Here is a 22,840-nt window from a genome sequence, read left to right as displayed (position 1 = left end):
TCCCGGTGGGCGCTTTCTCTATTGCCGCGAACGCGCCCATGAGCCTGCCGATGCAAGCGGGTAGGCGGCAGACGCTGCGGCAGCAAAATACATTACGAACAAGAATAATTTGCTTTAATATCCAACCATATCACTCATCTCTGGACCCACCATGTTTGATGTCAGCGCTGCCACTTTCGAGGTCAATGACACGCCCTTGCTACACCCCATCGATCTCGCGCTAGCCCCGGGCCAAGTAGTGGGACTGATCGGCCACAACGGTTCCGGCAAGTCGACCCTGCTCAAGCTGCTGGCTCACCAGCAGGCACCGAGTGGCGGAGAGCTCCGCCTCGACGGCACGCCACTTGGCGAATGGAACGGCCGTGCCTTCGCCCGCCGGGTGGCCTACCTGCCCCAGCAGTTGCCGCCCGCCGAAGATCTTACCGGCCGCGAGCTGGTGGGTTTCGGGCGCTACCCCTGGCAGGGGTTGCTCGGCCGGCCAAGTCGCGAAGACAAGGCGCAGGTCGCTCGCGCCATGACCCTGACCGGCACTGAGGCCTTCGCCAACCGCATGGTCGACACCCTGTCGGGCGGCGAGCGCCAGCGGGTCTGGTTGGCCATGCTGCTGGCCCAAGGCAGCCAATACCTGATGCTGGACGAGCCGCTGGCGGCGCTAGACATCGCCCATCAGATCGAGGTACTGGAGCTAGTGCGCCGGCTGTGCCAGGAGCTAGAGCTTGGGGTCGTCATCGTGCTGCATGACATCAACCTGGCCGCCCGCTATTGCGACCGACTCGTGGCCTTGCATGAGGGTCGACTACTGGCCGAAGGCACGCCGGAGGACATCATGACCGGCGACACGCTCAAGGCCATCTACGGCATCCCCATGCATGTCATCTCACACCCAAGCGGTGAGCATCGCGTCGCCGTCGCTCACTAACCGCAGGACCCGCCATGTTTCATCCAAGCCGCCTGCTTGTCAGGCTCATCGGCCCATTGGCCGTGCTGTTCGCCTTCACCACAGCGGCAACAACGGCGACAGCGGCGCCATCGCGCCTGGCCACACTCGACTGGACGATCGCTGAGACCCTCATCGCCCTGGATCAGCCGCCGGTGGCGGCCGCTCAAGTCGATGCCTATCACGCTTGGGTGCGTGAACCCGCGATGCCAAGCTCGGTCAGTGACCTTGGGTTGCGCACCCAGCCCAACCTCGAACTGCTGGCAAGCATCGACCCGGACCGCATTCTGATTTCCCCGATGTTTGCCAACCTGGTGCCCCGGCTCGAACGTATCGCCCCTGTCGATACCCTGGCGCTCTACAGCCCCGGTCGCGACACCTGGGACGAGCTATGCGAATTGACGCGCTCGGTAGCCGCTATGATCGACCGCCCCCAGGCGGCCACACGACTGATCGAGGCAACGCAGGCAGAACTTTCTGATCTTAAGTCGCGGCTAAACGATGACGCTCCCCCGCTTCTGATCGTGCAATTCATGGATGCCCGCCACGTGCGGGTATTCGGTGAAAACGGCCTTTATCAGGCGGTACTCGAACGCCTGGGGCTGACCAATGCCTGGACCGGCAAGACCAACGCCTGGGGGTTCTCGCTGGTACCTCTCGAAGCGCTGGTGGGTATCGATGCCCGGCTGGTGGTCGTAAAACCCTACCCCGCCGGTGTGCGCGCATCGCTCGCCGACAGCGGCCTTTGGCAGGAGGTCGTGCGTCGTCAGGGAGCCCCCTTGATCCTGGAGCCCGTGTGGAGCTTCGGCGCCCTGCCTTCCGCCCAGCGCTTCGCCAACCTGCTGGTGACCGCCATGGAGAATACTGATGCCCGCTGAGTCCTTGCCTCGCCTGCCTCTACCACGGTTTCGGTTGACCCCCGGCCAGGCCTGCCTGCTGCTTGGCCTGCTGGCAGTAACGCTTAGCGTGATTCACCTGCAAGCAAGCGTGGGACTGACAGGCGGTCTGCAGGCACTGTTCAGCGTGCCGGACGCTAGGGCGGCCAACCTGGTGCTGCACGTTGCCTGGTGGCCTCGGCTGGCCATGGCGCTATTGGCCGGTGGCGGCCTGGCATTGGCCGGAGTGCTGATGCAGCAGGTGCTCAGGAACCCACTCGCCGCCCCCACCACCCTGGGCGTCACCAGCGGCGCCAACCTGGCGCTGATGGCCACGAGCCTGATGGCTCCGGGCCTGCTGGTGCTGGGTCGTGAATGGGTGGCACTGGCCGGAGGCGGCCTTGCCATGGGCCTGGTCTTCCTGCTCGCCTGGCGACGCGGGCTGTCGCCGATTGTGGTCGTGCTTGCTGGCCTGGTGATCAACCTCTACCTGGGGGCACTGGGCATGGTGTTGCTGCTTTTCCATCAGGAGGCCCTTAAGGGACTGCTGATCTGGGGAGCCGGGTCGCTGGCACAGAATGGCTGGCATGACGCCGCCTTTCTAGCGCCGCGCCTGGCACTGGCCGCCCTATTGGCTGCCTGGCTACTGCGTCCACTAACCCTGCTGGAGCTGGATGAAGCCGGCGCCCGAAGCCTCGGCATCTCGCTCAAGCATCTGCGCCTGGCGGGGCTGGGCCTGGCGGTCTTCATCACCGGTTGCGTGGTCAGCGTGGTGGGCATCATAGGCTTCATCGGCCTGGCCGCCCCCAACATCGTGCGCCTGGCCGGTGCCCGCCGGCTCGGGCCCAGGCTGGTCTGGTCGACGCTGCTCGGCGCACTGCTGCTGGCCGTTACCGACCTGCTGCTGCAGCGCTTCAGCGGGCTGCTGCCCACTATGATTCCCACCGGGGCCTTTACGGCAGCGCTGGGCGCACCGCTACTGCTGTGGCTGATCCCCCGCCTGCGCTTCGGCGGCAACGCGCCGCCCCAAGAGGCCAGAGCGCTCGGCAGCCGGCATCCCGCCCCGCGCCGGCTTGCCACCCGGCTTGCCGTTGCGCTGATGGCGCTGGCCGTGGTTGCGCTGCTGGCCGGCCAGAGCGCCGGCGGCTGGCAATGGGCCTCGATCGGCGATGGAAACCTGCTGCAGTGGCGGCTACCGCGGCTGCTGGCCGCCGCCGGCAGCGGCGTGATGCTGGCGATTGCCGGCACGCTGATTCAGCGCCTAACCGCCAACCCCATGGCCAGCCCCGAGATTCTCGGTATCAGCGGCGGCAGCGCCATCGCCCTGATCGGGGCGATATTTCTCCTGCCGGCACCGAGCAACCTGACACTGGTTGGCGCCGGCGTGCTGGGAGCGCTGGTCTCGCTGGCGACACTGGTGCTCATCAACCGCAAAAGCGGCTTCCAGCCTCAGCGGCTACTGCTCACCGGGGTGGCCATCACCGCCCTGTTCGAGGCGATCAAGTCCCTGGTGCTGGCCGGCGGCGACCCTAGAGGCCAGCAGATCATCGCCTGGTTATCAGGCTCCACCTACTATGTCGACATGACCAGCGCCCTGACGGTAACCGGCGCGGCTCTGCTGCTGGCGCTGGCCGCGGCACCGCTGACCCGCTGGCTGGATATTCTGCCGTTAGGCGCGCCCTCTGCCGCAGCGCTTGGTTTGCCGGTAGTCCGGGCCCGGCTTGTCCTGCTGGCGCTGGTCGCCCTGCTGACCGCTAGCGCCACGCTGGTGGTAGGGCCGCTTTCATTCGTCGGTCTGCTGGCGCCCCATATGGCGAGACTGATGGGCTTTAGCCGCGCTGGCGCACATCTTGCCGGTGCGGCACTTACCGGCGCACTGCTGATGGTGCTGGCCGACTGGCTGGGTCGCCAACTGCTGTTCCCACAGGAGATTCCCGCCGGCCTGGTGGCTTCGCTGCTGGGCGGCGTCTACTTCATGTGGGGGCTTGGCCGCCGTTGACGTTAACGAGACGCCGCGCCTGGCCAGCCAGATCAGGGCGGCGATGCTCGACGATGCAACATCAAGCCATCAAAGCCATCGACAAGCCCTCACCTCGCCATTGAGAAGACCTCGCAGCGCCATCAAAAAACCGCGCTCGGCGTGACGCCGGGCGCGGTCGATGAATGCTGCTCCTCTGGAATCGGCTCAGAAGCGATAGCTCAGGCTGCCGATCACGCTGCGCGACTCGCCGTAGTAGCACCAGTAGTTACAGCTAGCGACGTACTCCTTGTCGGTCAGGTTGTTGACGTTGACCTGCGCCCGCCAACTGTCGGCGAAGTCGTAGCTGGCCATGGCATCCACTAGGGTATAGTCCGGCACGGTGATCTGGTCGTAGACGCTCTCGCCGACATAGCGCACGCCGCCACCCAGCTTGAGCCCCGCCATGGCGCCTTCCTGGAAGTCGTAATCCAGCCAGGCCGATGCCTGGTGGCGCGGAATCAAGGTCTTGCGCTCGTCGCCTTCACTCTCGGCATCCGTATAGGTGTAGGCGGTGGTGAGCTGCAGCTGATCGGTGAGGTAGCCAACGCTTTCGAGCTCCAGGCCACGAGAGCGCTGCTCGCCCACCTGCTCCTGACGCCCGCCCCCCGTCGTGACCAGGCTGTTGCGCTGCTCGAGGTCGAAGACCGCCGCGGTGAAATACCCATCCCAACCACGGGGCGCCACCTTGACGCCGGCTTCCCACTGTTCCCCTTCGAGAGGCTCGTAGAGTCGCCCATTGCTATCGGCGCTGGCTTGCGGCTCGAACGACTCGGTGTAGCTGAGGTAAGGGTTGATGCCATGATCGCCTAGATACATCACCCCACCGGACCAGGAGATCTGGTCATCATCGGCCCGCTGGGTCGTATCGTCGGTGCGGTTGAAATTATCGGTTTTCGCCTGGTCGTAGCGCACGCTGCCCAACAACACCCAGCGATCATCGATCCGCAGTTGATCCTGCAGATACAGGCCGGTCTGTCGTTTGTCGATCTCACGCTCGGCCAACTGATCGCCACTCACCGGCATGTAGTTGCCATATTGAGGATCGAAGATATCGATGGGATCGCCGAAGCCGGAAATGTCGGCCTCCTGACCCTCCAGGCCGAGATCCTGATAGCCAAGGCCGATCATCAGGGTATTTTCGGTGCGATCGCCATACCAGGTCCCGATCAAGCGGTTGTCCAACATCCAGCTCTCGATATCGCCGTCGCGATACACCAGCCCGCGGTATGCCTTGCGATCGCTGCCAGACTGACGCGCTAAAATGTAGGTGCTGCGAAGTTTCAGATCCAGCTGGCTATAGCGCAGGTTCTGTTCGAAGCGCCAGGTGTCGTTCAACCGATGACGAAGCTCATAGCCCAGAGAGACCTGGGTACGCTCGTTGGTGTCGTAGTCCGGCTCACCGTAGCTGGTCTGAGGGTCAACCTTGCCAAAAGGGGTGTCCTCGACGGTGCCATAGGTCAGTTTGAAAGGGTTGGTGGGGATCGCATCGTCTTTCTGGACGCTGGCCAGGAAGGTGATGCTGGTATCGTCGCTGACATCCACTTCGAGACTCGGCGCGAAGTAATAGCGCTCGTTTTCGGTGTTGTCGAGATCACCATCGCGCTGCTTGGCCATGCCGACCATGCGATAGCGTACATCGCCATTCTCGGTCAGCGGACCGGAGGTATCGATGCCCAACTGGCGATGATGCCGATTCCCGACCTGGAGATTGATCTCACCCCGCCGCTCGGCGGTCGGTCGTTTGCTGACGGCATTGATCAGGCCACCGGCCGGCGCCTCGCCATAGAGAATCGATGCCGGCCCCTTGAATACATCGACGCTCTGCAGGCCGTAAGGCTCGGGCAACCATTGATAGTAACCGGTGCGATAAATTCGCAGCCCGTCCTGGTAGGTGGCCTGATCGAAGCCCCGCACCTTGAACCAATCGGTGTCGTTGTCGGCGCCATAATGGCCGGACAGCACACCTGAACGGTAGCGGAAGGCCTCATCAAGGCTCTGGACATTGCGCTCGTCGAGCTCTTCGCGCCCGACCGTGGATACCGCCCGCGGTGTCTCTATCGTCGGGGCGTTGACCTTCAACGCGGTGGCGGTGACGACCATCGTGTCAGCCTGGGTGCCGGCGGTCTGCTCATCCTGAGCCAGCGCCAGCGGTGATGCACAGAGCAGCGATAGCGTCAGACTGCAGCGAATGGCGGCAGTCAAGGGTGATAGCGGCGCGTCGAGCGGCGAGAGGTGATGAGCTGAGTGGTGAAGAGGTGAGTGCATGGATCTAGCCTTGATAATGGGAGGCGGGATGGATCAGGGGATCTCGCGTACTAAACACAAAGAAACTAAATGATAATTTTTTTCATTTAGTTTAACAACAATACCCCCTGATCCCGCTCAGCCCTCCGCTTGATCCAATCTCGCCACCGCATCGCGACTGACTCGTTGCCGCTGTTCGCCGGTCAGCTCGCTGAGTTGCCCGCCATGCATCTCCAGCAGCCGGTCGGCATGGTCGAAGTAGTGGTCGTCGTGGCTGATGGCGAACACCGTCTTGCCCATCGCCTTCAACTGAGGCAGCAGATCGCGGTAGAAGACCCGACGAAACTGCGGGTCTTGGTCGGCGGCCCACTCGTCCAGCAGCAGCAAGTCGCGCTCCTCGGCGATCGCCATCAGCAGCGCCAGCCGCTTGCGCTGCCCCTGGGAGAGCTCGGGATTGGCCACCCGCTGCTCCTCGAACACCAGCTTGTCACGCATCGCCAGATAGTCGAGCCACGCCTCGACGAGCGCCGGATCGGCCTTTTCACCCGCTGGGCCGAGCAGGTCGGTGAACTGGTGAAAGTCGGTGAAGACGGCAGAGAAGCGCTGCCGATAGGCCGGTCTCAGAGCATCGTTCAGTGGCTTATCGTCCAGCAGCAGCTCCCCTTCCTGAGGCTGATAGAGGCCCGTCAGCAGCTTGGCCAGGGTCGACTTGCCGCTGCCATTGCCACCGATCAGAAACACCAGCTCGCCGCGCTTTAGGGTCAAATCCAGGGGGCCGATCCGAAAGCCCGGGAGAGCTTCGCTGCCGGTATAGGTAAAGCTCACCCCACGCAGCGTCAGGGTGTGCCAATCTGCCGTTGCCGGCTCGGCCACCGCGAAATCCGCTTGCGGCTCGGCCAGCTCCAGTGCGGCGATCTTGTCGAAGGCGACCTGGGCGCTCAGCAGGGTTGGCAACGCCCCCACCGCCTGGATCAGTGGCGTGCGCAGAAATAGCAGCGTCAGCGAGTAGGTCGCGGCGACAGAGGTGCTCGCCCAGCCCAGGCCGTTAGCCAGATAGAACACCACGCCAATCGCGCCGAGCATCATGATGTTCGACCAGTTAACGGCGCTTAGGTGGTAGGTGTCCGCCCGGATGATATGGCCCCGATAGGCGCTTGCATCTTCGCTATAGGGGCCCTCGTAAAGGCGCCGCGCTCGGCTGCGGTTGAGCGCCAGCTCCTTGCACCCGTGGATGACGGCCTCGTAGTCCCGATACAGCCTGTCCTCGCTTTCGCGCACCTTGGCCAGATGGCGATATACCCGCTCCACCAGCCAGGAACCAACGGCAATCGTGACCGCCAGCCACAGGGCCGTTACCAGCAGAAGGCTGGGCGACAGCCAGCCCAGATAGATCGCCGAACCCAGGGTCAGCACCACGCCTTGTACCAGCTCGGGCAAGCGCACGAAGGCGATGGTGACGTTTCGCACATCGCTGGACAGGCTTGCCAGCAACTCGGCGCTACCCAGCCGCTCGAGCCGCTCTACATCGGTGTCCAGAATCTGTTTGACCAGGCGGCCTCGGAGTCCATAGACGAAGTGGTGCCCAAGCGTGGTCAACGCCAACTGAGAGGCCAGGGTCACCACCAGCAGTGCGACGATAACGCCGAGAAAGGCCGGCAATACGCTGGTCGGATCACCCACCACCTCGATCAGCCGACAGTTGATAAAGGCGATGGCCCCAATGCCGAGCCCGGCACTGGCCAGGCTCAGCAACATGACGGCAATGAAGTGCCAGCGATAGTGACGAAAGATAACGCGAAGCAGATCCACGACGGGTCCTTGTGCTGGGTCGGCGGGCCATCCAGCTTACGGATGGCGAGGCCTCTGATACAAAAATGAAAAGTATTATTAATTGCATTTTTATTCTACCGAAAGCCTGCGTCGTCACAATGCCATGCCCTGCTGCCCGCATAACGCCACTCCATCGACGGTTGGTCACTGCGAGCCCCGCCCTGGCGATCAAAGTCCTGCCGACACACCATGACGCCGGTAGTGGCGCGGTCACCCGGACCACAGCGAAGGGCGATCAACCCTATATGGCGAAAGCCCCCTTGAAATTCTGCCAACGCCCTCAAGGTTTAGGGGTGTGGCGCAGCATCCGGCCATCGAAAAAGGAATCTCAACCAGGAGTACTTATTCATGACAGCACGGAATTCGCTCAAAACTGATCGCACGAACAACCTCAAAGGTGCTCTGTTTGGCGCCATGCTCATCGGTGGCATGACGGTCGCGGGCTCCGCCCTCGCCGCCCCTCAGGGACTCTATTCTGCCGATGAACTCAACGATGCCGACGTCGTCCTGAAGGCGACCCCCAGCCAGCAAGTCGGCGAAGTCGAGGATATCCTGCTCGATGACGACATGACGGTTCGCGGCTTGGTCGTCGAGACCGACAACCAGTTTGGTCTTGCCGAAAAGGCCTACGTGGTCAACACCGGCGACTTCACTGTTGAAACACTCAATGGCAACAATCTCGACGCGGTCACCTATGTCGTGCATCTCGACATGACCAGTGACGAGCTCAGCCAGCAGCCGGAATACACCAGCACCTGGTGGGCTGAAACCAAAGAGGCCACTAGCAAGGCCTGGGCCAACACCAAGGAAGGCGCCAGCAGTGCTTGGGAAACCACCAAGTCCGCTACCGCCGATGCGCTGACCAGCGCCGGTAACGCTCTCGAATCGGCCGGCGACAAGGCTCAGGAAGCCGTCGACGGCAATTAATAAGCCTATTCTGCGCCGGCGCGACGCCGGCTCCATGGAATAGTGCCAAGACAGGCGGCCCGGTCATCGACCGGGCCGCGCTGCGTCTGGCCAATGTGGCCCGAGACCAGCAGCACCTCGCAGGCCCGTATCACCCGGCTCTAGGTCGCCGCCTGCCACCCCTCTAGGCATCTCTGTTGGCCTGACGGCGATGTGTCTCTCAGGTCCCGCCAAATCCCTCGGCCCCATCGCGACCAATGTCTAAGCGAGGCGGACGGCAACGTCATTGCCAAAAATGTCTGACATTAATATATTTACATCAGATATTTTGGAGACTGCCGTGACCGCATTTTCACCACAGGCCAAGCCCTCGCAACTTGCGCAGCTGCCCCAGCCCGCCGAGGCCGGTGGCGCCAATGCGCTGGCCACGGTGCTGGCGCATGCCATTCTGTCCGGGCACTGGGCGAGCGGCGACACCTTTCCCCGCGAGCTGGACCTGTGCCAGCACTTCGCGGTCAGCCGTAATCGCATACGCAACGCCCTGGGCGCGCTTAGCGCCAGCGGGCTGATCGAGCGCACCGCCGGCCGCGGCACCCTGGTTCGCGACATCGCCGAGTGGCACCTGCTCGACCCGCAGATGAGCGAATGGATGGCAGGCCTCGAATCGCCGCATCCACAACTGGTGCGCGAGGTCTTCGCCTTCCGGCTTTCCGCCGAGCCCTTCGTCGCGGAGCTCGCCGCCCTTGCGGCCACGGCCCATGACCTGGCCCGCATCGAGACCGCCTTCGACGGTATGTGCGCAAGCGCCGATGATCCGACTCGCCGCGAGGAACATGCCGAACACGACGTGGCCTTCCATGACGCCATCTACCGCGCCAGTCACAACCTGGTCTGGCGCCAGATGGGGCTGCTGTTGCGTCCCTCGATCGTCGCGCTGATCCAGCACTCCCACCATCAGGCCGACTCGCTCGACGACAGCCTGGCGCGTCACCGCCGGGTGCTGGAGGCAATCCGCCTGCGCCAGCCTGACGCGGCCCGCGAGGCTACCGAGCAGGTACTGGCGCGCACCGCCGCCGACCTGGGCGTCGACAACGGTGACCGCCGGCTCGGGCGCCCAGCCGCATTTTCAGATGGCTGAACACTGGCTGACGACGGGCTGTGGCGCCCGACCGCTGCTGCGCCACCCCCGACGTCAAGCTCGATGCCAGGCCCGCTACCAAGACCTACTTCAGGCCCAACACAAAGGATGCATCGCATGAAAATCACCCGACTCAAGACCTGGCAGGTACCGCCGCGCTGGCTGTTTCTCAAGATCGAGACCGACGAGGGCTGCTACGGCTGGGGCGAACCGGTGGTCGAAGGCCGGGCGGCCACCGTCGAAGCGGCCGTGCACGAGCTGTCCGATTACTTGGTCGGCCAGGACCCGCGCCATATCGAGCACCTGTGGAACGTCATGTATCGGGCCGGTTTCTATCGCGGCGGCCCGATTCTGATGTCGGCCATCGCCGGCATCGACCAGGCGCTGTGGGACCTCAAGGGCCGCGAGCTGGGCGTGCCCGTACACCAGCTGCTGGGCGGCCCGGTGCGCGACAAGATGCGCATGTACGCCTGGACCGGCGGCGACCGCCCCAGCGACGTCGGCACCGGCGCCCGTGCCCTGGTCGATCAGGGCTTCACCGCCTTCAAGATGAACGGCACGCCGGAAATGCAGATCGTCGACTCCCATAAGAAGATCGACGACGCCGTGGCTCGAGTCGCCGAGGCTCGCGAAGCCGTAGGCCCGGATGTCGGCATCGGCATCGACTTCCATGGCCGCGTACACCGGCCAATGGCCAAGGCACTGATCCGCGAGCTCGAGCAATTCCACCCGATGTTCATCGAAGAGCCGGTGGCCCCTGAACATCTGCCGGCCCTCAAGCACATCGCCGAAGGTATCGCCACGCCGATCGCCACCGGCGAGCGCCTGCACACCCGCTTCCAGTTCCGCGACCTGCTGGCCGACGGCATGGTCGACATCATCCAACCGGATATTTCCCACTGCGGCGGCATCAGCGAAGGGCTGAAAATCGCCACCCTGGCCTCCGCCTACGATGTGGCGCTGGCCCCTCACTGCCCGCTGGGGCCGCTGACGCTGGCCGCCTCGCTGCAGCTGGATGCCGTCTGTCACAACGCCTTCATCCAGGAACAAAGCATGGGCATCCACTACAACAAGGACAACGACGTCCTCGACTACCTCACCGACAAGTCGGCTCTGGAGATCAAGGACGGCTTCTGCGCCATCCCTCAGGGGCCGGGGCTCGGCGTGGAGATCGACGAGGCCTTCGTCGAGGAGCGCGCCAAGGTCGGCCATCGCTGGCGCAACCCGGTATGGCAGCACGAGGACGGCTCGGTCGCCGAGTGGTAAAGGCGTCGTTAACGACTCGCCTTGACGCACTTCCCGATGAAGCAGGCGCCTTGTAAGAGGCGCCCGGAATGGAGAACGCCACGATGTCCGCTGATCAAGCCGCCCCTCTCGCCGACCGTCTGGCCTGGGTCGCCGTCGACTGGGGTTCCAGCAACCTGCGCGCCTGGGCCCTGGACGACCAAAACGCGATCATTGCCGACGCCAGCGGCCCAAGGGGCATGCTGGGCCTCGCCCCAGATGAGTTCGAGGGCGCCCTGCTCGAGACGATCGGCGACTGGCTGGCCTCAATGGCCCGCGACGAGGCCATCGAGGTGCTGATCTGTGGCATGGCCGGCGCTCGTCAGGGCTGGGTAGAAGCGGCCTATCTGCCGCTGGCCGAGGAAAGCGATGTGCTCGCCGAGCTCGGCAGTCGCTTGACGCCGGTACCCACCCAGGACCCGCGCTTGCAGGTGCGGATCGTGCCAGGCCTGTGTCAGCGCCCGAACGCCGAGGCGCCCGAGCGTCTCGAGGCGGGAGGTTTCGATGTGATGCGCGGCGAAGAGACCCAGCTCGCCGGGCTGATGCACCGTCACCCCGCCTTCGATGGCGCCGTCTGTCTGCCGGGCACCCATGCCAAATGGGCCCGGCTCGAGAACGGACGCATCACCGGCTTCACGACCTTCATGAGCGGCGAGCTCTTCAAGCTGCTGAGCCAGAACTCGGTGCTCAAGCATTCACTGGCAACGGATGAAGGTGCCGGAAGCCTCAGCGACGAGGGACAGCGGCTGGCCTATCTGGACGGCATCGATACCGCCATGGCGGCCCCGCAACGCCTCAGCGCCGAGCTGTTCGGCATCCGCGCCCGGGACCTGCTCGACAGCCGGCTGCCCGCAGGCGAGGCCCGAGGCACTCGCTTGAGCGCCCGCCTGTCAGGCCTGGTGTTGGGCCTGGAACTGGCGGGCGCCACGGCAAACCTGGCGCCTGACAGCCGTGTGGTGCTGATCGGCGATACAGCGCTGTGCCAGCGTTACCGGCTTGCGCTTGAGCACCGGGGCTTCTCGGTCGGGATCGAGGCCAATGCCGACATGATCCTGGCCGGTCTCGGACGCATCCATCAAGCAAGGCTCGCCGCCAGCGACTGAGTCAGCCTCGACCCATGATGCGTCACCTTGTGATGCATCAACGATCACCCAGAGAGCACGTCGCGGCTGCCAAAGCGAGCCAAGACGCAAGAGTCACCTCACGCGATGCACATCATGCTACCTAAGGAAAGCCCATGAGCCTGCCACTGGTCGCCATTCTGCGCGGCGTCACCCCCGCCGAGATCATCGATATCGCCGAGGCCATCATCGCCGCCGGCATCACACGTATCGAGATCCCTCTCAATTCGCCCCAGCCCCTCGAGAGCGTGGAGAAGCTGGTACGCCACTGCGCCGAGCATCATGGCGACCGCATTCTCGTCGGGGCCGGTACCGTGCTGACGCCTGAGCAGGTTCGCGACGTGCATGCCGTGGGAGGCCGACTGGTCGTCTCGCCCAACTGCAACGTCGAGGTGATTCGCGAAAGCCGCCGGCTGGACATGGTCTCCATGCCCGGCATCGTCACCCCATCCGAGGCGTTCGCAGCGCTTGAAGCCGGCGCCTCTGGGCTCAAGCTGTTCCCCGCCACTCAGGTCGGCATCGCCAACATGAAGGCCATGCAGACCGTGCTGCCTGCGGGCACCGAGCTCTATGCCGTCGGCGGCATCGGCACCGACAACTTCGCCGAGTGGCGGGCGGCCGGCGTGCATGGAGCCGGGCTCGGCACCGCCATTTACACCCCGGGGCTGAACGCCGAGCAGGTCGGCGAACGGGCTCGCGCACTGGTCGCCGCCTGGCAGGCGGCCGACTGATTCACTCAAACCGACCTGGCACATCTCGCACCTGACTCGCACCTAAACACGCATCTAAACAAGGAGCCCCCGCATGAGTGATGTCCCGACACCGTCATCCCCTTGCCTCGGTGATGCCAGGGTCTGCGTCGATAGCCGCTGCGAGCTAGGCGAAGGGCCGGGCTGGGATGCCGAGCGCGGCGAGCTGCGCTGGCTGAATATTCTGGCCGGCGAGCTGCATCGCGCCGGGCCCGAGGGGCTCGATCACCGTGTTACACCGCTCGACCGGCGAACCTCTTACGCGGCGCTGACCGAGGACGGTGACTACCTGCTGGTGGCAGAAAACCACTTGTCGAGCTTCGACCCACAAAGCGGCGAAACGCGCCCCTACCTGCCCTTCGAGGCCGACAACCTCGTCACCCGCAGCAATGATGCCCGGGTCGATACGCATGGCAGCCTGTGGCTATCCACCATGGGCCTTGGCGCCGAGAAAGGCGTCGGCAGCCTCTATCGCCTGCACCGCGGCGAGCTCACCTGCCTGCGTCAGGGGCTCACCATCCCCAATGCGCTGTGCTTCTCGGCGGATGGCAAACACGCCTACTTCAGCGATACCGCGACCGGCTGGGTGATGCGCTGGGCGCTGGATGCCGTGGGTTTCCCCAAGCGCAACCGCGACGGCGCCTTCATCGAGCCCGAGCCCTGGGCCGACCTGCGTCAGTCTGGCGGTGGACCGGATGGCGCGGTGATGGATGCCGAGGGCTGCATGTGGATCGCCCTCTGGGGCGCCGGCCGCGTGGCCAGGCTCAACCAGAGCGGTAAGGAAATCGCCCATGTGGCGCTGCCGGCAAGCCAGCCCTCCTGTCCCGTCTTCGGCGGTCACGACCTCACCAAGCTCTATGTGACCACGGCCCGCGAGGGCATGGCCGACCCACGAGCCCATGACGGCGCCCTCTTCGTCATCGACCTCGCCGACCACCTTCCCGGCTTCCAAGGTGCTGTCGAGCCCACCCTGCGCCTGGTTTAAGACCGAGGGCTGAGACCCGACCACCCGGTGGTCAAGCCGTTTTTGATCGCCGTTTTGCGGGGCGCAAGGGGTTTTCGTGCAAAGACGAAAGTTGCATGGCTGTGCACAACATCATGACAATGCACGGATACCGTCCACCGCCGACAAGGATTGCCGATGTTTGCCCAACTCTTCGCCGTGATGGCCCCTGTATTGATCGGTGCCGGTCTCGGCTTTACTTGGGTCAGGCTCGGCCACGACTTCCCGGTCCCCTTCGTCACCAAGCTGGTCTTCAACATTGGGACGCCGGCGCTGATTCTGGCCTCGCTGGCAGGTGCCGAAGTCGATGCCCAGAGTTTCACCATGACCATGCTCGGCACGCTGTTAGTGCTTGCTGTCATGGCCCTGGCGACCTTTCTGGTGGCCCCGCTGCTCGGCAAGCCCTGGCAGGTGATGCTGGCGCCGATGATGTACCCCAACACCGGTAACATGGGCCTACCTGTGGTGCTCTACGCGTTCGGCCAGTCGGCCTTCGCTTTCGCGATTGCGGTGATGGTCACGGTATCGCTGGTGCAGTTCACCTTCGGCATTGCCATGTCGAGCCGCAGCGGCCGTCCGCTGCGCACCCTGGCCCGCACTCCCGCCCTCTATGCGATCGCCGTCGCACTGACCCTGCTGCTCACCGAAACCGAGCTGCCGCTGTGGCTCGACAACACCCTGGAGCTGATCTCGGGCTTCACCGTGCCGCTGATGCTGATCACCCTGGGTGTATCGCTGGCGAATATCCGCGCCAGGAACCTCTCCGCTGGCGTCGGCTTCAGCGTGATACGCATCCCGCTCGCCGCCCTGTTGGCCTTCGTCGTCGGACACCTGCTCGGCCTGCCGCCGCTCGCACAGAGCATTCTGGTCGTGCAGATGAGCATGCCCGTCGCGGTGTTCAACTATCTGTTCGCCCAACGCTCGGGCCGAGAGCCTGAATACGTGGCGAGCCTGGTGTTCTGCTCGACGCTGCTGGCCTTTATCTATCTGCCAATGCTGCTGGCCTTTCTGCTTTAGTAGCATCATGCCGAGGGCTGCAGCCGATGAGGCCTAACGAGGCGCATGCATCCCGGCAATATGCACTCTTCAACAAATGGACATGGTTCGGTCATCATCACTGCGGACAGTGGCTGTTCCCGGCATTCGCCCCGAGCAACGACCCAGGAGCCTGTCCATGTCCACGCGTCTATTCCATTTACTCCGTCGCCACCCCCTTGCAGGCAACGGCCGCTCAACGGGTGAACCTCACCCTGAGCCGGCAGTAAAAGCAGCGTCGGCTTCGCCCTTTAACCTAAGCCGCCGTCAGTTGCTCTCGCGAAGCCTGCAAGGCGCAGGGGCCGGACTACTTGCGACTAGCGGCCTGCTCGGCGCACCGGCGATCGTCATGGCCGAAGGCCGTCGCCCAAGCATGCCCTCCGGCGTGATGAGCGGCGATGTCACCGCCGACCGAGCCATGCTGTGGAGCCAGACGGATCGTCCGTCGCGCATGATGATCGAACTGGCCGATAACCCTGAGATGCGCGGCGCTTTCGCCGTGCGCGGCCCGACCGCCTTGCCCACTGATGATCTGACGGCACGCCTAGACTTGGCCGGCATCGGCCGCCATGCCAACACAGGGGGTGAAGTCTTCTACCGCGTCCGCTTTGCCGATCTAAGCGACCACCGCGCCATCGGCGAGCCTCTGGATGGGCGCCTGGTACTGCCACCCAGTGCGCAGAAGCCTCGGGCGCTGCGTTTCGTCTGGTCCGGCGACACCGTGGGGCAAGGCTGGGGGATCAATCCCGATTTCGGCGGCCTGCGCCTGTACGACACCATGCGGCGCGTGCAGCCGGATTTCTTCCTCCACTCCGGCGACACCATTTATGCCGATGGCCCCCTGCAGGAGACTGTGACCGAACATGACGGCAGCATCTGGCGCAACATCGTCACCCCGGCCAAGTCCAAGGTCGCCGAGACCCTCGACGAATACCGCGGCCAGTACGCCTATAACCTGATGGACAACAAGCTGCGCCGCTTCAATGCCGAGGTACCGATGTTCGCCCAGTGGGACGACCACGAGACGCTGAACAACTGGTATCCGGGAGAGATTCTCGACGACGCGCGCTATGCCGAGAAAAACGTCGATGTGCTGTCGGCCAATGCCCGCCAGGCCTTCCTCGAGTACATGCCGCTGCGCACCTCACTGGCGGCACCAGAGCGCGTTTATCGCAAGTTCAGCTTCGGGCCGAGCCTGGAGATGTTCATGCTCGACATGCGCAGCTTCCGGGGCCCCAACTCCGCCAACCGCCAGTCACAGCGAGGCCCAGAGACCGACTTTCTCGGCCGGGATCAGTTGACCTGGCTAAAGCAGTCCCTCAAGGCCAGCAATGCCACCTGGAAAGTGATCGCCTCTGATATGCCATTGGGCATCATGGTGCGCGATGGGGATAACTTCGAGAACTCGTCGAACGGCGACGGCCCTGTGCTGGGCCGGGAGCAGGATATCGCCGCACTACTCAAGTACGTACGTGACGAAGGGATCGAGAACCTGGTGTGGCTAACCGCCGATGTGCACTACACCGCCGCGCATCACTACTCGCCGCAGCGCGCCGTGTTCAAGGAATTCACGCCGTTCTGGGAGTTCGTCAGCGGCCCGATTCATGCCGGCACCTATGGGCCGGGCGAGCTGGACAACACCTTCGGTCCCAGGCTCGAGTTCGTGAAAGCGCCGCCGCAAGGTCGCGCCAACATGTCGCCCAGGGAAGGCTTCCAGTTCTTCGGTCAGGTGGATCTCGACCCACAGAGCGAGGCGCTGACCGTCACGCTCAAGGATATCCAGGGCGAGGCGCTCTATTCCAAGGTACTGATGCCGGCTTGATCGCTGGCAAGGCGACCCAAGAGGGGCACCGCCAGACAGCAAGAGGCCGCGCCTGAGCGCGGCCTCTCCTCTTACTGTCCCGATGCTAAGGCTTTTGAACAGGCGCCGCCCCGGCTGCCGCCACCTTGCGCTCCAAGGTGCTGCCGTTATTCTATGAACCTAGGACGCTAAAAGCCGGTTTCGAGATGCGTATTCCTCAACATCAGGGGTTCTCGTCACGTTTCGTTGATAACCGCCATTCTCCGACAGCGAGCTCAAGCGCCACCGGTCATAACGGCTTAGTGGCGCAGCGTGGTTTTTATCTCCCACAAAAACGCAGAAAGGCCGACCCATGTGTGGTTGCATGGATAAGTCAGAGCCCAATTCTGCTCGTAAAGAATGACATTGACCGCCAGCCCTTCCGGTGCACAAAAACTGTCCGAAAACACCACAAATACTTATTAATCAATAATTTATTCTATTCATGCCGACTTTACGCATTTCCAGCGCCGGCGCGAATCATGGTATTTTCTGAGTCATTCACTCTTTTTGCCGACATAAAACCACTCAAACAGACGGGAAAACGTAATGAAAGTGTTTATCATCGGGGCGGGCATCATGGGGACCACCTTCGCGACGCTGGCCAAAGAGATCGCTCCCGAGCTGGAAATCACCATCATAGAAAGGCTGGAACGTGCCGGAGCCGGCAACTCCTCCGCGTTCTGGAACGCCGGCACCGGCCATGAGGCGAACTGTGAGCTCAACTACACGCCAGTGGATGGAGAGGTCATTGCCGTTGAGAAAGCACTGAAAATCCACGCGCAGTTCAATGTTGCCAAGCAGTTCTGGGCGTACCTGATCAAGAAAGGCGTCATCAAAGACCCGAAAAGCTTCATTAACCAGACCAAGCATTGCACGATCGTTGCCGAACCGTCGATCGAAGAACTGAAGCTTCGATTCCGCGAGATGTCCGCCCACCACTTCTTCGAAAACATGCAGTTCTCGGACGATTTCGACCAAATCAAACGTTGGATTCCCTACACCATGGAAGGGCGTTCGCGGGATGAAAAAATGGCCGCGACCGTCATTGAAACCGGAACCGACGTCAACTTTGGCGCCTTGACGGAGCAGATGGCCGCTCACGCAGAGAATGATCTGGGTGTGAACATCGAATACGGCACGCATGTAAAACGCGTGCATAAAAGCCCATCGGGCCAATGGATAATTGAAACCGAAAATAAAGAGGGGGCTACTCAGCACCGGGCAGATGTGCTGTTTGTCGGTGCCGGTGGCGGTGCTTTCCCATTGCTCAAGAAAAGTCACCTGCCGTTCCGTACCCGGTACGCCGGCTTCCCCGTTGGCGGCCGTTTTCTAAAGGCGTCGATCAGCCCGGAAGAGGCAGAGAACTATCACGCCAAGACCTATGGTAAAGCCAAAGTAGGCGCTCCCCCCATGTCCGTGCCACACCTGGACTTGCGGGTGGTCAATGGTCAGCACTATCTATTATTCGGGCCATTCGCCTCGTTCAATCCTGTGCTCGAGAGAGGCCGGGGCGTGTTCGACTACATCAAGGCGATCCGTCTGCATGATATTCCCAACCTGCTAGACGTCGCGCTTGAGAACTTTCCCCTGGTCAAATATCTGGTCTCAGAGACCTTTACCGGCAAAAAAAGCATGCTGGCACAGCTGGAAGCATTTGCGCCCGGCCTGAGCACAAAATTCGACTGGGAACCCATCCATGCTGGCCAGCGTGTTCAGATCATCAAGGATGGGGATCTGCAGATGGGTACCGAGATTGTCGTGTCTGAGGACAAGACCTACGGCACCTTGTTGGGAGCGTCACCGGGCGCGTCGGTCTCCCCGGAAGTCATGCTGAGGTGCCTGGAGCAACTCATTCCGTCGATTTTCACCAAAGGCGATGGCGACAAACGCAAGAAGGAGATCTTCCAGGAAGACAACCTGGAAACGCTGATCCACGATGCCGACCGCTACCGTGAAATCCGAGATTCGGTGAATGAAGCACTGGGAATCGTCAAATCAGTAGACTAGCGCAAGATTGCGTATCCCTTCTGTCCCATCAGGCTAAGCCCCTGAAGCGCTAAGGCCAGACAGCAAGAGGCCGCGCCTGAGCGCGGCCTCTTGCTTGACGAGTATCCCGGCTTTTATATCAGGCGCTGGCGATCATTCGCCGGCAGCCGACAGATAAGCCGTGCTGTCCTGACGCTTGACCCATACCGGATTGCTCCAGGCTTGATCGCCATCGGCGTCCTCGACTTCCAGGGCAACCCAGCCGTCGATCTCGCCATCCAGCGGGAACGCCAGACTGGCCTCCTTGCCGTCGAGCTCACGGGTAGCGATGACCTCACCACCGCGGCCAATCAGGCGTGCCTCGGCCAGACCGTCCACCGCCGCGACATCGACATGCCAGGTGGCCGACTTGTCACCTGCCAGGCGCAGGGTATCGCCGAACAGCACGTTCTGCGGATATAGCAGCGGGCCCTGGGTGGCATAGCCGTGACCGTCCTTGAGGGCGCGAGCAAAAGCACGCGGCGACAGCTCGCCGGGAACCCGCGCCATCATGCGGATGCGGCCGGTCAGGTCGTTCCAGGCGTCATGGGTATCGGTACCGGCGGTAAAGTAGATCGCCGTACCGTCATCCCACAGCGCATGAGCGGTCTCGAGGGTCTTGGCGTTATCGACCTCGGCGTTGAGCTCGAGCAGGTCGAAGTTCGGCGTAAAGCCACCCGGCACCTTGTCGTTGGCGAGATTGTTCAGATAGCCATAGTCGTTGTACGGATGGTTCATCGGAATCACCTCGGCGCCCAGACGGCGGGCATCCTGGATGATGTCCTGCACCTCGTCGATGCCCGGATCGACCATCAACTCACCGCCCAGGGCGATGGGAAAGGGATTCATGTGACCCCAGGACGGCGAGATTTCGATCGACGGAATGAAGGGCACGCCGCGGCTATCGGAGAGCGCCTGGAAGCGCTGGTGATTGGTCGTCGAGTCATGGTCGCTGACGAAGGTCAGATCCAGGTCGGTCGCGAGCTGGGCGCTGACTACCGTCTCGGGGGGTGTGGTGCCCTCGAGCACGTTGGCATGGTGGTGCAAGTCGGCGCCGTACCAGCCACGGTCGTTGGGCTCGGCCAGGCGATCGATCTCAACGGTACGCGACACCTGCTCACCGGAGTCAAGGCTCACGTCGAGGGTCTCGCCCTCGGCCGTGAAGCCCGCGCCGGCGTTCACGGCCAGGCGGTACTCGCCCGGCGCCAGCGACAGCTCGGCACTGCCGGCCGGGTCCAGCGAGGTGAAGAAGGTCTGCTTGCCGAGGAACTCCACCGGCGGCTGCTGGCCCTCGAGGATGGTCAGGCGAGCATCTCGTGCCACACCGCTGCCGGTCTCGACGATATCCAACGTCAGGGTGCCCGGGCCCTTTAGCCCCTCGAAGGTCAAGGTCTGTTCGCCGTCGGCGGTCACGCTGATATCGCGGGGCGCGCTGTTGGCATGGCCAAGCCCAGTGGCATAGACCTGGTAGTCCCCCACCGGCAGGTCCATCGCGAACTGGCCGTCTTCAGCCAGGGTCCAGGCATAGGGGTGGCCCTGCTTTTCGACCATCACCAGGCCATCCTGCGGAGCTTCACCGTCATCGTTGCTCAGGGTGCCGCTGATCCGCCCGGCGTCCTGATCCTTGCGTTCGATCTCGTTGGCCACCACCGGCGCCAGATCGCCCGTGGGCACCACCTGCAGTGCGCCCTTGAAGGTGCGGCTTTCGCCCGGCGCCAGACTATGCTCGAGGTACATGTCCTGGCCTTCATAGTTGACGCGGTCGAAATACGGCGCGTGCAGCGCGATCACCCAATCCCGGTCATAGGCGACCATGCGATCGGTCAGCGCCTCGTCGGCGACGGTTTCCTTGGCATCGCCAAGGCCCGGCACGCCAAACAGGAAGCCGGTGTCCGGCCACAGGGTGAAGCCGGAACGGATGGCCGTCAGGGCTTCGTCGCTGGCGTTCTCAAGCTCCGTCTCGAGCTCGATGCGGTCGCTGCCGGCCTTGAGCGTGTAGGTGGTGATCACCCAGGCATCGCCCCAGTTACGGCGCACCTGGACCACGGCTCTGTCGGGGCTGTCCTCGAGGACCGTGACCTCCTTCTCGCTGTTCGGCCAGGCCGACCAGTTGTTGGGAATGAAGTCAGCAAAGGCGACGCGATCCAGATCCAGTTCACCGTCCTTGACCGCTGCCAGATCCACGAGGGTACCGCGAGGCACACCCCAAGGCGGACGGGACTCTACCGCCAGGGCAAAGGCCAGATGTTCGTTGGCGATGGTCAGGTCTTCGTCGGCAGTGGCCTCCCCGTCAGGAATCGAGGTGGCGCCCCGGGTCAGGGTGACGTCGGCCTGGGCGGGACCGGCAAGTCCTAGCGCCAGTCCTACCGCCAGCAAAGTGCGTCGCGAATGCATCATCATGGGCATGATCCTTTATTATTTCACAGCATTATCGAATTCAAGGCAGAGGATTATCATCTATTTTATTTGATCATTCAAATTACCTTATGGGCGCCAGGTTCAAGGCGGCATTGCCGCTATTAGGCGCCAATAAAGCATAGGTCGTCGCGCCAATGGCTGAGAGGCCTGCTAGGGTGAAAAAGCTCATACCGAGAAAGGGAGTTCTGCCCATGCAACGACCGATATGGCGCGCCGCCTACTCGCGACTACCGATGCGCCTACCCGCAGCGCTGCTGGCAGCCGCCTTGCTGTCATCGCTATCGGCCCAGGGGGCGACGACCATCGCCGATGGATTGCCCGGCACCCCGCATGCGATGCGGCTCGAGCGCCTGGCCGAAGGCCTCGAGCGCCCCTGGTCGCTGGCCTTTCTGCCCGATGGCCGTTTTCTGGTCAGTGAGCGACCGGGGCGGCTGGCACTGATCGAACCCGACGGCGCGATCACGCACATCGAGGGGCTACCTCGCGTGGTGGCTCGCGGCCAGGGTGGACTCTTGGACTTGGCCCTGCACCCGGACTTCGGTGATAGCGGCAGTGACAAAGGCAACGACGGCGAGCACGACTGGCTCTACTTCAGCTACGCCAAGGCCGGCCCCGATGGCAGCGGCACCGCGGTTGCCCGGGCGCGATTGGCCCTGGATGCCCCAAGCGGCCCTCGACTCGAGGGCGTAGAGACGATCTTTGCGCAAAACCGTTTCTCGATGCCCAACCACCACTACAGTGGGCGCCTGGCCTGGCTTGCCGATACCACGCTGCTATTGAGCATCGGCGACCGGGGCCAGGGCGAACGGGCACAGGACGGCGCCGATCATGCCGGCAGCGTGCTGCGCCTAACGGCTACCGGCGAGGCGCCTGCCGACAACCCTTTCGTCGATGAGCCAGGAATGGCCGCCGAACTCTATACCCAGGGCAATCGCAATATCCAAGGCATGACGGTGACGAGCAGCGGCAGCGTGTGGACAAGCGAGCATGGGCCACGTACTGGCGATGAGATCAACCGCATCGAGGCGGGGGTGAACTACGGCTGGCCGGAGGTGACGCTAGGGCGAGACTATGCGACCAACCTGCCGATCGGTCGCGATCATGCACCGGGCATGCGCGACCCCGCTTACGTGTTCGAGGGGCGCTATGCCCCATCGGGACTCGCCTGGGTGGATAGTCCGCATTTTCCGGGCTGGCAAGGCGACCTGCTGGCAGGCGGGCTTAGCAGCGAAACGCTGACGCGACTGACGATCGACAACGGCAAGGTGTCTCGCGCCGAGGTACTGCTCGACGGCCAGATCGGACGCATACGCGACGTGCGCCAGGGACCGGACGGACTGATCTATCTGCTCAATGATCAGCCCAATGGCGGGCTCTTCCGCCTGCTGCCTGACATACGCTGAATGGCCGTC

General features: G+C 63.2%; 16 protein-coding genes. 13 read left to right on the top strand and 3 right to left on the bottom strand.

The window, feature by feature from the left end:
* Positions 1-151 precede the first annotated feature (151 nt).
* From BLR71_RS04525 to fhuB, 3 genes are read left to right on the top strand one after another with little or no spacing between them, the layout of a single operon-like run.
* Positions 152-919 (top strand): ABC transporter ATP-binding protein, encoded by a 768-nt coding sequence (locus BLR71_RS04525; RefSeq protein WP_092523523.1) that lies wholly within the window; start codon positions 152-154, stop codon positions 917-919.
* Positions 920-933: 14 nt separating this feature from the next.
* The gene (locus tag BLR71_RS04520) at positions 934-1,815 is read left to right on the top strand and encodes an iron-siderophore ABC transporter substrate-binding protein (protein WP_092523521.1); all 882 of its coding nucleotides are present in this window, start codon (positions 934-936) and stop codon (positions 1,813-1,815) included.
* Positions 1,805-3,811: a Fe(3+)-hydroxamate ABC transporter permease FhuB gene (gene fhuB, locus BLR71_RS04515; protein WP_092523519.1), complete on the top strand. Its 2,007-nt coding sequence runs from the start codon at positions 1,805-1,807 to the stop codon at positions 3,809-3,811. Before BLR71_RS04520 ends, fhuB begins: the two co-directional genes overlap by 11 nt.
* 186 nt (positions 3,812-3,997) lie before the next feature.
* Here the strand turns inward: fhuB and BLR71_RS04510 are convergent, their stop codons facing one another.
* Positions 3,998-6,097 carry a TonB-dependent siderophore receptor gene (locus BLR71_RS04510; RefSeq protein WP_092523517.1) on the bottom strand — a complete coding sequence of 700 codons (2,100 nt, stop codon included), beginning with the start codon at positions 6,095-6,097 and terminating at the stop codon, positions 3,998-4,000.
* A 117-nt stretch (positions 6,098-6,214) separates the two neighbouring features.
* Positions 6,215-7,885, bottom strand: a complete 1,671-nt coding sequence (locus tag BLR71_RS04505; RefSeq protein WP_092523515.1) for a multidrug ABC transporter permease/ATP-binding protein — start codon at positions 7,883-7,885, stop codon at positions 6,215-6,217.
* Between the two features lie 369 nt (positions 7,886-8,254).
* On the opposite strand from BLR71_RS04505, the gene BLR71_RS04500 reads away from it, so the two are divergent.
* The 9 genes from BLR71_RS04500 to BLR71_RS04460 all read left to right on the top strand — a co-directional run bounded on the left by BLR71_RS04500 (position 8,255) and on the right by BLR71_RS04460 (position 18,992).
* Positions 8,255-8,833 carry a hypothetical protein gene (locus BLR71_RS04500; protein ID WP_092523513.1) on the top strand — a complete coding sequence of 193 codons (579 nt, stop codon included), beginning with the start codon at positions 8,255-8,257 and terminating at the stop codon, positions 8,831-8,833.
* Between the two features lie 319 nt (positions 8,834-9,152).
* Positions 9,153-9,950: a FadR/GntR family transcriptional regulator gene (locus BLR71_RS04495; protein WP_245696335.1), complete on the top strand. Its 798-nt coding sequence runs from the start codon at positions 9,153-9,155 to the stop codon at positions 9,948-9,950.
* Between the two features lie 117 nt (positions 9,951-10,067).
* The gene (gene dgoD / locus BLR71_RS04490; protein ID WP_092523510.1) at positions 10,068-11,216 is read left to right on the top strand and encodes a galactonate dehydratase; all 1,149 of its coding nucleotides are present in this window, start codon (positions 10,068-10,070) and stop codon (positions 11,214-11,216) included.
* Positions 11,217-11,299: 83 nt separating this feature from the next.
* Complete coding sequence (locus BLR71_RS04485) at positions 11,300-12,337, top strand: 2-dehydro-3-deoxygalactonokinase (protein WP_092523508.1); 1,038 nt, start codon at positions 11,300-11,302, stop codon at positions 12,335-12,337.
* A 134-nt stretch (positions 12,338-12,471) separates the two neighbouring features.
* Positions 12,472-13,086, top strand: a complete 615-nt coding sequence (locus BLR71_RS04480) for a 2-dehydro-3-deoxy-6-phosphogalactonate aldolase (RefSeq protein WP_092523506.1) — start codon at positions 12,472-12,474, stop codon at positions 13,084-13,086.
* A 73-nt stretch (positions 13,087-13,159) separates the two neighbouring features.
* Entirely contained in the window at positions 13,160-14,089 is a 930-nt protein-coding gene (locus BLR71_RS04475) for an SMP-30/gluconolactonase/LRE family protein (protein WP_092523504.1), read from the top strand.
* A gap of 156 nt (positions 14,090-14,245) precedes the next feature.
* Positions 14,246-15,124 carry an AEC family transporter gene (locus BLR71_RS04470; RefSeq protein WP_092523502.1) on the top strand — a complete coding sequence of 293 codons (879 nt, stop codon included), beginning with the start codon at positions 14,246-14,248 and terminating at the stop codon, positions 15,122-15,124.
* A gap of 367 nt (positions 15,125-15,491) precedes the next feature.
* Positions 15,492-16,964 (top strand): alkaline phosphatase D family protein, encoded by a 1,473-nt coding sequence (locus BLR71_RS04465; protein ID WP_245696334.1) that lies wholly within the window; start codon positions 15,492-15,494, stop codon positions 16,962-16,964.
* A 567-nt stretch (positions 16,965-17,531) separates the two neighbouring features.
* Positions 17,532-18,992, top strand: coding sequence for a malate:quinone oxidoreductase (locus BLR71_RS04460; protein WP_092523498.1), 1,461 nt, complete (start codon positions 17,532-17,534; stop codon positions 18,990-18,992).
* A gap of 132 nt (positions 18,993-19,124) precedes the next feature.
* On the opposite strand, the gene BLR71_RS04455 is transcribed toward BLR71_RS04460, so the two are convergent.
* Entirely contained in the window at positions 19,125-21,410 is a 2,286-nt protein-coding gene (locus BLR71_RS04455) for a CehA/McbA family metallohydrolase (RefSeq protein WP_245696333.1), read from the bottom strand.
* A 209-nt stretch (positions 21,411-21,619) separates the two neighbouring features.
* On the opposite strand from BLR71_RS04455, the gene BLR71_RS04450 reads away from it, so the two are divergent.
* Positions 21,620-22,831, top strand: a complete 1,212-nt coding sequence (locus BLR71_RS04450) for a PQQ-dependent sugar dehydrogenase (protein WP_245696332.1) — start codon at positions 21,620-21,622, stop codon at positions 22,829-22,831.
* The last annotated feature ends 9 nt before the right edge of the window (positions 22,832-22,840 follow it).

Origin of the sequence: Onishia taeanensis (assembly GCF_900100755.1) — a bacterium.
GTDB classification, from domain to species: domain Bacteria; phylum Pseudomonadota; class Gammaproteobacteria; order Pseudomonadales; family Halomonadaceae; genus Onishia; species Onishia taeanensis.
The sequence above is the reverse complement of the archived record's forward strand: the minus strand, read 5'-3'. Positions and strand labels throughout refer to the sequence as shown.